Origin of the sequence: Nonomuraea lactucae (assembly GCF_003313395.1) — a bacterium.
In the GTDB taxonomy this organism is placed as follows: Bacteria; Actinomycetota; Actinomycetes; order Streptosporangiales; family Streptosporangiaceae; genus Nonomuraea; species Nonomuraea lactucae.
The window spans coordinates 1-11500 of sequence record NZ_QNFZ01000244.1 but is presented as its reverse complement, the minus strand read 5'-3'; the positions used below and the strand labels follow the sequence as shown (position 1 = coordinate 11500).

Sequence of the window (11500 nt, the reverse complement as noted above, 5' to 3'; positions counted from 1 at the left end):
CTGCCGGCCACCGGCCGCCTGCTGCGGGTGAGCGGGGGGTGCGCCCCGTCCCGGCCCGGCGTGCCGGCGGGCCGCCATCCCGACCGTGCCGAGATGCTGACCGGCGACGGCTGGCGGCCCCTGTCCCTGGGGGCGCTCCTGGCCGTGGTCTGCGAGGAGCTGCGAGCGCGTACCGGCGTTCGCAACGACACCCTCGCCGGCGAGATCCTGCACAGCAGGGACGTCGTGACCGCGCTGCTCGGCGCCCGCCGGGAGGCGGCGCCGCCCGGCGATCTGTACCTGCGTTCCGAGCAGGCCCTGCTCGCGGGGCACCGCTACCACCCGGCCCCCAAGGCGCGGGGCGGGGCGGGACCGGAGGTGTGGCTGCCGTACGCGCCCGAGGCCCACGCGCGCTTCCCGCTGGAGTTGCTGGGGGTGCCCGGCGAGATCCTGGTGGAGGAGGGCGACCCGGCGGCGCTCGACCGGCTGGGGCCCCCGCCACCGCCCGGCTACCGGCTGCTTCCCGCCCATCCATGGCAACTGGAGCTGCTGGGCGGGCCGCCGGCCCTGAGCGACGGGAGGCTGCTGCATCTGGGGCGGACCGAGGCGCGCGCCGCGCCGACCTCCTCCGTACGGACGGTCCACCTGCCCGAAGCCGACCTGTTCTGCAAGTTCAGCCTGGACGTCCGGATCACCAACGACGTGCGGCGGCTGTGGCTGCGCGACCTGCGCCGGCTCACGGTGGTGGACGGCCTGCTCGGGACGGTCTTCGACGACCTGCCCGGGAACGCGCCGAGACCGGCCGTGCTGCGCGACCGCGGCTACCGCAGCGCGGACCTCGGCGGGGCGGACTTCGGGGAGGCGCTCGCCGTGGTGGTGCGCGACGGCCTGCGGGGGCACCTGCGCGCCGGGCTGACCGCGCTGCTCTCGGCGGGGATCAGCGAGGGCTTCCCCGGCAACCCGCTGGACGCGCTCGACCGGAAGGAGTCGCTCGCGTGGTGGCAGGCCTACCTCGACCACCTCGTGCCGCCGGTCCTGCACGCCTACCTGCGGCACGGGGTGGTGCTGGAGTGCCACCTGCAGAACGTGCTGGTCGGGGTGGACCTGGCCGCGGGGACTCCCGCGCAGGTGATCTTCCGTGACCACGAGGGGGTGAAGCTGGTCGCGGACCGGCACCCCGAACTGCTGAACGGGCTGCTGAACGGGCCGCCGCACGAGCCGCCACACGGGGCCTGTGCGCCCGGTCCTGTCGCCTGTGCGCCCGGTCCTGTCGTGAGCGCCGGGTACGGGTGGCAGCGGCTGGTGTACTGCCTGGTGGTGAACAACCTGTCCGAGATCGCCGGGGCGATCGGAGAGCGGCATCCCGGGCTGCCCGGCGAGCTGTGGGACCGGGCCCGGGCGGTAGTGGCGGCGTGCGCGGACGACCACGGCGACCCGCCCGAGATCCGCGCGCTCCTGGCCGCCTCCCACGTCCCCGCCAAGGCCAACCTGCTGCTGCGCTGGACGGGCGCCGACGGCGGCGCGATGCGCTGCGTTCCCGTGCCGAACCCGCTGGCGCCCGCACTGGCGCTTCGTAGCAAGCGTTTGGTTTGATCGTACGCATGGACACCCGCGAGATCGCCGACCGCCTGGAGATCGCGAACCTGCTGGCCCGCTACACCCACGCCGTCGACTCCGGCACATGGGACCTGCTCGACGAGGTGTTCACCCCCGACGCGGTGATCGACTACCGGGCGGCGGGCGGCATCCGGGGCACCCGCGCCGAGGTCAAGGAGTGGCTGGCGTCGGCCCTGGCGGGCTGGCCGGGCAGGCTGCACGTGATCGGCTGCACCCGGGTCGACTTCGGCCACGGCGAGGCCCAGGTGTCCGCGTCGTTCACCGACACGCTCTCTCCCTCACGGGACATGATCCCGGCCGGCACCAAGGGCCTGATCCAGGGCGGCGGCTGGTACCACCACCGGATGCGGCGCACCCCGGACGGCTGGCGGAGCCACGAACTGGTCGAGGAGCAGGCCTGGCGCACCGCCACCTGACCCCTGTCCAGGGTCAGGATCAGGAGCTCCGTCCCTTCTCACATCCCGTTTGTTTCGGATGTGTTTCGCTCGTTACCCATGTGTAGCGATTGTTACAGCGGTGAATTACCCGTAACTCAAGCACGGACACGGACGGTCATAGTGCGTAACCGGCGCTTCCTACGCTCACCAACCAGAAAGTCGAGCGTAGGAGGAGATGATGGCGCGGTGGCTCGCCGAATGGCACCCCGATGACGAGACGTTCTGGGAGGGCAAGGGTAAGAAGATCGCGCGGCGAAACCTCGTCTTCTCGATCTTCGCCGAGCATCTCGGTTTCACGGTCTGGACGCTGTGGAGCATCGTGGCGGCCAAGATGGGGAGCTATGAGTTCTCCACGGACCAGCTCTTCTGGCTGGTGGCTCTGCCCAACCTGATCGGGTCGGCGCTTCGCGTCCCCTACACCTTCGGCCCGGCCAGGTTCGGCGGGCGGAACTTCACGATCGTCAGCGCGCTGCTGCTGCTCATCCCCGCCGTGCTGCTGAGCGTGGCCGTGAACAACCCCGGCACCCCGTACTGGCTGTTCCTGGTGATCGCGGCGCTGGCCGGGTTCGGCGGCGGCAACTTCGCCTCCAGCATGGCGAACATCACCTACTTCTACCCGCGCTCCAAGCAGGGCATCGCGCTCGGCCTCAACGCGGCCGGCGGCAACATCGGCGTCAGCTCGGTGCAGCTCGTCATGCCGCTGGTGATCGGCGCGTTCGGGCTGGCCGCCGCCGGGTGGTTCTGGGTGCCGTTCATCGTGGTGGCCGCCGCCTGCGCGTGGTTCTTCATGGACAACCTGACCAGCGCCAAGGCGAGCCCGCGCGAGCAGCTCGCGGTGGCCGGGCGGGCGCAGACGTGGATCATGTCCTTCCTCTACATCGGCACCTTCGGCTCGTTCATCGGCTACTCGACGGCGTTCCCGCTGCTCAGCAAGAGCCTGTTCCCCGACTCCCCGTGGGCGGCCGTGGCGTTCGTCGGCCCGCTGGTGGGCTCGGTGATCAGGCCGATCGGCGGCTGGCTGTCCGACCGTCTGGGCGGCGCTCCGGTGACGCTGTGGAACTTCGCCGTCATGGGCCTGGGCGTGGTGCTGGTCTGGTACGCCACCACCACCGGCGTGTTCTGGCTTTTCTTCCTGGCCTTCCAGACGCTGTTCCTCACGGCGGGCATCGGCAACGGCTCCACGTACCGGATGATCCCGGCGATCTTCCAGGCGAAGGCGATCGCCGAGCGCGGCGAGAGCGAGGAGTCGCTCCTGCACGGCAAGCGCCAGGCCTCGGCGGCGATCGGCATCATCTCCGCGGTCGGCGCGCTCGGCGGGTTCCTCATCAACCGCGGGTTCGGCATGTCGTTCGCGGCGACGGGCAGCCCGACGACCGCGTTCGTCGCCTTCGGCGCCTTCTACGTGGCCTGCTTCGCCCTGACCTGGTGGTGCTACATGCGCACCGTGGGCGCCTCGCGGGTCGCCAGCCTCGCCTACGCCCGGGTATGACGAACGCGGCCATGACGAACGTGGAGCTCCCCGTGCTGACGCACTGCCCGTACTGCGCCCTGCAGTGCGGCATGGCGATCACCTCGGAGGCGGTCATCAGCCCCAGGACGGACATCCCCGCCAACGCGGGTGGCGCCCTGTGTCAGAAGGGCTGGACCGCGGCCGAGCTGCTGACCAACGGCGAGCGGCTGACCACACCTCTTCTGCACGGCAGGCCCGTCACGTGGGAGACAGCACTCGACCACGTGGCGGACCGCCTGTCCGAGATCCGCGCCGAGCACGGTCCCGACGCCGTGGCCGTGTTCGGCGGGGGCGGGCTCACCAACGAGAAGGCGTACCAGCTCGGCAAGTTCGCCCGGGTGGCGCTCCGCACCAGCCAGATCGACTACAACGGCCGCTTCTGCATGTCGTCGGCCGCGGCGGCCTCGATCAGGGCGTTCGGCATGGACCGCGGGATGCCCTTCCCGATCACCGACCTGGCCGGCGCGGACGTGGTGCTGCTGGCCGGGGGGAACGTCGCCGAGACGATGCCGCCGTTCGTGCGGCACCTGTCGGGGCCGCGGCTGATCGTCGTGGACCCGCGCCGCACCGCGACGGCCAAGCTGGCCTGGCTGCACCTGCAGCCCACGCCGGGCACCGACCTGGCGCTCGCGCTGGGCCTGCTGCACCTGGCCATCGCGGACGGGCTCGTCGACGAGGAGTACGTCGCGGCGCGCACCACCGGGTTCGACGCGGTGCGCACCTCGCTCGCGTCGTGGTGGCCGGAGCGGGTCGAGCGCGTGACCGGGGTGCCGGTGCCGCGGATGCGCCAGGCCGTCCAGGCGCTCGCCGCGAGCGAGCGGGCGATCGTGCTCACCGGCAGGGGCGCCGAGCAGCACGCCAAGGGCACCGACACGGTGACCGCGTTCATCAACCTGGCGCTGGCGCTCGGCCTGCCCGGTACGGCCGGCTCCGGGTACGGCTGCGTGACCGGGCAGGGCAACGGCCAGGGCGGCAGGGAGCACGGCCAGAAGGCCGACCAGCTGCCCGGCTACCGCAAGATCGACGACCCGGCGGCCCGCGAGCACGTCGCCAAGGTCTGGGGCGTGCACCCGGATGACCTGCCCGGCCCGGGAAGATCGGCCTACGAACTGCTCGACGCGCTCGGCACCCCGGAGGGGCCCCGGGCGTTGCTGCTGTTCGGCTCCAACCCCGTGGTGTCGGCGCCGCGCTCGGCGCACGTCACCGGCCGGCTCGGCGCGCTGGACCTGCTCGTGGTCTGCGACGTGGTGATGTCGGAGACCGCCGCGATGGCCGACGTGGTGTTCCCGGTCACTCAGTGGGCCGAGGAGACGGGGACCATGACCAACCTGGAGGGCCGGGTGCTGCTGCGCCGCCAGGCCGTCCGCCCGCCTGCCGGCGTCCGCAGCGACCTGGAGGTCATCCGGGGGCTGGCCGGACGGTTCGGGCAGGCGTTCTCGGCGGATCCGGGCGAGGTGTTCGACGAGCTGCGCCGGGCGAGCGCGGGCGGGATCGCCGACTACTCGGGCATCACGTACGAGCGGATCGAGGAGGAGAAGGGCGTCTTCTGGCCCTGTCCGGCGCCGGGCCACCCCGGGACGCCGCGCCCGTTCCTCGACGGCTTCGCCACCCCGGACGGCCGCGCCAGGTTCGTGCCGGTCGAGCACCGGCCCGCGGCGGAGGAGATCGACGAGGACTACCCCGTCTACCTGACCACCGGCCGGGTGCTCGCCCACTACCAGAGCGGCGCCCAGACGCGCCGGATCGGCCCGCTGGCCAAGGCCGCGCCCGAGCCGTACGTGGAGCTCCACCCCGACCTGGCCGAGGAGCTGGAGATCGCCGCCGGGGACATGGTCCGGGTCAGCAGCAGGCGGGGCGAGGGCCAGGGGGTGGCCAGGATCAGCGACGCGATCAGGCGCGACACGGTGTTCATGCCGTTCCACTGGGAGGGCGCCAACCGCCTGACCAACCCCGCGCTCGATCCCACGTCCCGGATGCCGGAGTTCAAGGTGTGCGCCGTCAAGGTGGAGAGGGTCGCATGAGACTAGTCGTCGTAGGAAACGGCATGGCAGGCTCGCGCCTGGTCACCGAGGTGCGGGCACGCGACCCGCACATGTCGGTGACCGTGCTCGGCGCCGAGACCTGCCAGCCGTACAACCGCGTCCTGCTGTCCAACGTGCTCGCCGGCAGCACCCGCCCCGAGCAGGTGCGGATGCTCGACCCCTCCTGGTACGCCGCGCACCACGTCGAGGCCGCCTTCGGCAGCCCGGTGACGTGCCTCGACAGGGACACCCGCTCGGTGATCACCGAGGACGGGCGGCGGGTGCCGTACGACGTGCTCGTGCTGGCCACCGGCAGCGACGCCATCGTCCCGCCGATCCCCGGCGTGGAGCGGGCCATCCCGTTCCGCACGCTCGACGACTGCCACCGCATCCTGGAGGTCGCCGAGAGCGCCGGCCGGGCCGTGGTGATCGGCGGCGGGCTGCTCGGCATCGAGGCGGCCCGCGGGCTGGCCGGGCGGGGGATGCCCGTGACACTGCTGCACCTGGCCGGCCATCTGATGGAGCGCCAGCTCGACGTGGAGGCCGGCGAGGTGCTCGGCGAGACGCTGGGCGCGCTGGGCGTCGAGATCCGCACCGGCGTGACCGCCGAGGCGGTGCTGGACGGCGGCGTCCGGCTGGCGGGCGGCGAGCTGGTCGAGGGCGACCTCGTCGTCCTGGCCTGCGGCGTCCGCCCGGTGACCGGGCTGGCGGCCGACGCCGGGCTGGAGGTGCGCCGGGGCGTCGTCGTGGACGACGAGATGCGCACCGAGGACCCGTCGATCTTCGCGATCGGCGAGTGCGCCGAGCACGACGGCACCGTGTACGGCCTGGTCGCGCCCGCGTGGGAGCAGGCGAACGTCGCCGCGGACGTCATCACCGGCGGCAAGGCGCTCTACCGGGGCTCTCGCATGGTGACCAGGCTCAAGGCGAGGAGCGTGGAGCTGGCCGCGATGGGCGAGGGCCACCTGACCGAGGAGCACGCCGAGGTGGTGCGCTTCAGCCACCGCGCCCGCGGCACCTACCGCAAGCTGGTCATCCGCGACGACCGGCTGGTGGGCGCGATCGTGCTGGGCGAGAGCGACGCGGTCGGCACGCTCACGCAGCTCTTCGACCGCGGCGGCACGCTGCCGGGCGACCGGGCGGGCCTGCTGTTCCCCGGCCTGGCGTCGGCCACGCACGTCGCGGACAGCCCGGTGCTCATGCCGGACGCGGCGAAGGTGTGCCAGTGCAACAACGTGACAAAGGGCCAGATCCGGGCGTGCTGGGAGGCGGGCGCGCGGGATGTGGCCGGAATAGCGGCCGCGACGAGGGCCACGACCGGGTGCGGCACCTGCCGTGACGCGGTCGAAGGCATCGTCGGCTGGCTGTGCGAGCAGGAAGGGGTTTCGGCATGACCGGACGGACCGAGGGCGCCGTCGGACAGCGCAGGATCGTCGTGGTGGGGTTCGGCCCGACCGCCCACCGGCTCGTCGAGACCCTGGCGGAGCGGGGTTTCGACGGGCGGATCACCGTGATCGGCGAGGAGCCGCGCGCGGCCTACGACCGGGTGGCGCTGACCTCCTACCTGTCGGGCAAGAGCGTCGCCGACCTCACCTACACGGTGCCGGACGGGGTGGTGACCAGGCTGGACAGCCGCGTCACCGGCATCGACCGGGACGCCCGCGTGGTCACCACGGCCGACGGCACGGCCGAGCCGTACGACGTGCTGGTGCTGGCGACCGGGTCGGCGCCGTTCGTGCCGCCGGTGCCGGGCGCGGAGCACGCGTTCGTCTACCGCACGATCGACGACCTCGACGCGATCCGGGTGGCGTCCGAGGACGCGACGGACGGCGTGGTGGTCGGCGGCGGCCTGCTCGGCCTGGAGGCGGCCGACGCGCTGCGCGGGCTCGGGCTGAACACGCACATCGTGGAGATGAACCAGTGGCTGATGCCGCGCCAGGTCGACGAGGGCGGCGGCTCGGTGCTGAAGGGCCACATCGAGGGTCTCGGGCTGAGCGTGCACGCGGGCGCGGGCGTCAAGGAGATCGTCACCGATGCCGGCGGACGCGTCACCGGCCTGGTCAAGCCCGACGGCACGCTGCTCGACGCGCAGGTCGTCGTCTTCTCGGCGGGGATCAGGCCGCGCGACGAGCTGGCCCGCGCCTGCGGCCTGGAGGTGGGGCAGCGGGGCGGCATCGTGGTGGACGAGGGCATGCGCACCTCGGACCCGGACGTATACGCGATCGGCGAGTGCGCGCTGGCCCACGGACAGGTGTACGGGCTGGTCGGGCCGTGCTTCTCGATGGCCGAGGTGGCCGCCGACCGCATCCTGGGCGGTCCCGCCGGGTTCGAGGGCGCCGACATGTCCACCAAGCTGAAGCTGCTCGGCGTGGAGGTGGCGCAGTTCGGCGCGATGGCCGGGGCGCTCGACGTCACCTACATGGACCCGGTGGGCGGCGTATACAAGAAGCTGTTCATCAGCGACGACGCGCGGACGCTGCTCGGGGGCATCTGCGTGGGCGACGCATCGCCGTACACGTCGCTGCGGCCCTTCGTGGGCAAGCCGCTGCCCGCCGCTCCGGCGGACCTGCTGTTCGCCGGGGCGGGCGCGGCCGGCCTGGACCTGCCCGACGAGGCGCAGGTCTGCTCCTGCAACAACGTGAGCGCGGGCGCGGTCCGCACGGCCATCGCCGACAAGGCGCTGACCGACGTGCCGGGCGTCAAGGCGTGCACGCGGGCGGGCACCACGTGCGGCAGCTGCGTGCCGATGCTCAAGCAGCTCCTGGAGAAGTCGGGCGTCGAACTGAGCAAGGCGCTGTGCGAGCACTTCGCCTACTCCAGGGCCGAGCTGTTCGACATCGTCAGGGTGCGCGGCATCGCGACGTTCTCGGAGCTGATCGAGAACCACGGCACCGGGCGGGGCTGCGACATCTGCAAGCCCGCGGTCGCCTCGATCCTCGCCTCGCTGCACAACGGGCACGTCCTGGAGGGCGAGCGGGCGGCGCTGCAGGACACCAACGACCACTTCCTGGCCAACATCCAGAAGAACGGCACCTACTCGGTCGTGCCGCGCATCCCCGGCGGCGAGATCACCCCGGACAAGCTCATCGTGATCGGCGAGGTGGCGCGCGAGTTCGGCCTCTACACCAAGATCACCGGTGGGCAGCGGATCGACCTGTTCGGCGCGCGCGTCGAACAGTTGCCGCGGATCTGGAAGCGCCTGGTCGACGCCGGGTTCGAGTCGGGCCACGCGTACGGCAAGGCGCTGCGCACGGTGAAGTCGTGCGTCGGCTCCACCTGGTGCCGCTACGGCGTGCAGGACTCGGTGGGCCTGGCCATCGCGCTGGAGCTGCGCTACCGGGGCCTGCGCGCCCCGCACAAGCTCAAGTCCGCGGTGTCGGGCTGCGCCCGCGAGTGCGCGGAGGCCCGGTCGAAGGACTTCGGCATCATCGCCACCGAGCAGGGCTGGAACCTGTACGTCGGCGGCAACGGCGGCTTCAAGCCCCGCCACGCCGACCTGCTCGCCTCGGACCTGTCCACCGACGAGCTGATCAGGATCATCGACAGGTTCCTCATGTACTACATCCGCACGGCGGACCGGCTCCAGCGCACGGCGGCGTGGATCGAGTCCGTCGAGGGCGGGCTCGACCACGTCCGACAGGTGATCGTGGACGACTCGCTGGGGCTCTGCGCCGAGCTGGACGCCCAGATGGCGCACCACGTGGCCACGTACGAGGACGAGTGGCGCGCCACCATCGAGGACCCGGAGAAGCTGAGCCGGTTCGTCAGCTTCGTCAACGCCCCGGGCGTCCCCGACCCGTCGATCGTCTTCGAACGCGAACGTGACCAGATCAAGCCGATGGTGGTGACCCCATGAGCTGGACGACCGTGTGCGACTACCACGTCCTGCTGCCGGAACGGGGGGCCTGCGCCCTGGTGGACGGCGAGCAGGTGGCCCTCTTCCGCACCTTCGACGGGCAGGTGTACGCGATCGGCAACCTCGACCCGTTCAGCGGCGCGCACGTGCTCTCCCGGGGCATCGTGGGCACCAGGGGCGGGGAGCCGACCGTGGCCTCCCCGCTGCACAAGCAGGTGTTCTCGCTCGTCACGGGGGCGTGCCTGGACGACCCCGAGGTCGCCGTGCCCACCTATCCCGCGAGAGTGGCCGGCGGGCGGGTCGAGGTGGCGGTGCGCCCCGGTCTGACCGAGGCGCCCGCCGTCCCGTCGCTCAGTCTCGTCCCGCAGCCTCGCTGACGCGCCGGGCCGGGAAGGCGGGGCAGGACCGCCCTCCCGGCCGGCGGGAGTGCGGCCGGAAAGGCCGGCGGCCATCGCGACACCGCATCTCACCTGCGCGTTCGTGGTTATCGGGCCCTCGAACGGCAAGTAACACGACGTGAGGGAGGAGATACTCCGGGCGGAGGGGCTGCGCAAGAGCTTCCCCGGAGTGCTGGCCCTGGACGGGGTCGATCTGAGCCTGCGCGCGGGCGAGGTGCACGTGCTGCTGGGCGAGAACGGCGCGGGCAAGAGCACGCTGATCAAGATGCTGTCCGGCGCCTACCATCCCGACGAGGGCCGGATCCTCATCGACGGGCGCCCTGCGCACATCCGCACCGCCGGCGACGCGCGGCGGCTCGGCATCGCCACCATCTACCAGGAGTTCAACCTGGTGCCCGGGCTGACCGTCGCGGAGAACCTCTGGCTGGGCCGCCCGCCGCGCAGACTCGGCCTGGTCGACACCCGCCGCATGGAACGCGAGGCGGTCCCGCTGATGGCCCGGGTGGGCGTGCGGGCCGATCCGCGGACGCCGGTCGCCAGGCTGGGCGTCGCCCGCATGCAGATGGTGGAGATCGCCAAGGCGCTGGCGCTGGACGCGCGCGTCCTGATCATGGACGAGCCCACCTCGGTGCTCACCACCGGCGAGGTCGACAGGCTCTTCGAGATCGTCCGGCAGCTCCGCGACGAGGGTGTGGCGATCGTCTTCATCACCCACCACCTGGAGGAGATCCCCGCGATCGGCGACCGGGTGACCGTCCTGCGCGACGGCCGCTCCGTCGCCGAGGTGCCCGCCGGCACGCCCCACGACGAGCTGGTCCGCCTCATGGTGGGCCGCCCCATCGACCAGCAGTACCCGCGCGGGCCGCACCGGCCGGGCGAGCCGCTGCTGCGGGTTGCGGGGCTGAGCCGCGAGGGGCTGTTCGACGACATCTCGTTCGAGGTGCGGGCGGGTGAGGTGGTCGGCCTCGCCGGGCTGGTGGGAGCCGGCCGCACCGAGGTGGCCAGGGCCGTCTTCGGCGCGGACCGGTACGACTCCGGCCAGGTGAGCGTGCGGGGCCGGCGGCTGCCGCCTGGCGACGTCCCCGCCGCCATGGAGGCCGGGCTCGGCCTGGTCCCCGAGGACCGCCAGGGCCAGGGGCTCGTCCTCGGCGCGGGCACCGGCGAGAACCTGGGGCTGGTCACCATGCGCGACGCCACCCGGGCCGGATTCGTCGACCGCAAGGGGCAGCGCGCCGCGGCGGCGCGGGTGGCGGACCGGCTCGGCATCCGCATGACCAGCCTCGGCCAGGAGGTCCGCACGCTGTCCGGTGGCAACCAGCAGAAGGTGGTCATCGGCAAGTGGCTGGTGGCCGGCGCGCGCGTGCTGATCCTCGACGAGCCGACCCGCGGCGTCGACGTGGGCGCCCGGGTCGAGATCTACCAGCTCGTCAACGCGCTCACCGCCGCGGGCGACGCCGTCCTCATGATCTCCAGCGATCTGCCGGAGATCCTCGGGATGAGCGACCGGATCCTGGTCATGGCGAGGGGGCGGCTCGTCGGCGAGCTGCCCGCCGACGGCGCCACCCAGGACGACGTGATGGCGCTGGCGGTCACGGAAGCGGAGGGCGGCCGTGCCCAGTAGCGCGCCGGGGGGCGCGTCCGACAGCGGGCCGGGCGGCCCGGTGGGGGGCGGGCCGCGTGGC

At 72.6% G+C, this 11500-nt stretch carries 8 protein-coding genes; all 8 read left to right on the top strand.

Annotated features, from left to right (window positions below; genetic code table 11):
* The coding region (locus DQW85_RS15370; RefSeq protein WP_113700991.1) for an IucA/IucC family protein at positions 1-1572 on the top strand (1572 nt) is incomplete at its 5' end.
* Between the two features lie 8 nt (positions 1573-1580).
* Positions 1581-2012 carry a nuclear transport factor 2 family protein gene (locus tag DQW85_RS15365; RefSeq protein WP_113700990.1) on the top strand — a complete coding sequence of 144 codons (432 nt, stop codon included), beginning with the start codon at positions 1581-1583 and terminating at the stop codon, positions 2010-2012.
* A gap of 196 nt (positions 2013-2208) precedes the next feature.
* Positions 2209-3522 (top strand): MFS transporter, encoded by a 1314-nt coding sequence (locus DQW85_RS15360; protein WP_275888206.1) that lies wholly within the window; start codon positions 2209-2211, stop codon positions 3520-3522.
* Positions 3523-3533: 11 nt separating this feature from the next.
* Positions 3534-5564, top strand: coding sequence for a molybdopterin oxidoreductase family protein (locus DQW85_RS15355; protein WP_205315150.1), 2031 nt, complete (start codon positions 3534-3536; stop codon positions 5562-5564).
* Positions 5561-6958 (top strand): FAD-dependent oxidoreductase, encoded by a 1398-nt coding sequence (locus DQW85_RS15350; protein WP_113700988.1) that lies wholly within the window; start codon positions 5561-5563, stop codon positions 6956-6958. The genes DQW85_RS15355 and DQW85_RS15350 overlap by 4 nt, the downstream gene beginning before the upstream one ends.
* The gene (nirB, locus tag DQW85_RS15345) at positions 6955-9420 is read left to right on the top strand and encodes a nitrite reductase large subunit NirB (protein WP_113700987.1); all 2466 of its coding nucleotides are present in this window, start codon (positions 6955-6957) and stop codon (positions 9418-9420) included. The genes DQW85_RS15350 and nirB overlap by 4 nt, the downstream gene beginning before the upstream one ends.
* Positions 9417-9797, top strand: coding sequence for a nitrite reductase small subunit NirD (nirD, locus tag DQW85_RS15340; RefSeq protein ID WP_113700986.1), 381 nt, complete (start codon positions 9417-9419; stop codon positions 9795-9797). Before nirB ends, nirD begins: the two co-directional genes overlap by 4 nt.
* 139 nt (positions 9798-9936) lie before the next feature.
* Entirely contained in the window at positions 9937-11439 is a 1503-nt protein-coding gene (locus DQW85_RS15335) for a sugar ABC transporter ATP-binding protein (protein WP_113700985.1), read from the top strand.
* The last annotated feature ends 61 nt before the right edge of the window (positions 11440-11500 follow it).